Annotated in this window: 1 protein-coding gene; it reads left to right on the forward strand. The window is 65.7% G+C overall.

Going from position 1 to position 469, the window contains the following annotated elements; genetic code table 11:
- Positions 1-311 (forward strand): hypothetical protein (locus tag MKK60_RS00390; RefSeq protein WP_243983446.1); only part of this gene is annotated, 311 nt, incomplete at its 5' end.
- Positions 312-469 lie beyond the last annotated feature (158 nt).

A 469-nucleotide genomic window follows, 5' to 3' on the forward strand; every position in this document is an offset into this window, starting at 1 on the left:
GCACGCCGGAGCGAGCCGTGGCTGAACCAGCTCCGGGGAAGCTAGGCGTGGATGCGCGCGACAACGTCGAGGCGTTGCTCGTGCTGCAGCCGATCGCTGTCGACACAGGCAGCCCGGATCAGGAGGGACGGCTGGTACTGGCCAACGGCATGCTGATCGCCGTGCTGGTGCGTCTCGATACCCCCGAACACGAGGTGGGCACGGGCTGGTTCGTGGAGGCGGCCTTCGGACGGCTTTTCGGGATCTCGGCGCCGATCTTCGCCACGCTGGAGGAGGCAACGCGATGGCTGCGACAGCACCGAAAAGCATGACTGACGTAGCCCCGTTGCAGGCCCCCTTCCGCTCGGATGCCGCGATACCGTTCCCAGCAAGGCAACAAGCGTCCTCGAATCCGCTGATCCTCAAGCTCGAACACGCCTGCGTTCTCGATGAGACCGATAGAGCCGCGCTGTGGGCCCTCTCGACCACA

Source organism: Methylobacterium sp. J-092, from assembly GCF_022829325.1.
GTDB lineage: Bacteria > Pseudomonadota > Alphaproteobacteria > Rhizobiales > Beijerinckiaceae > Methylobacterium.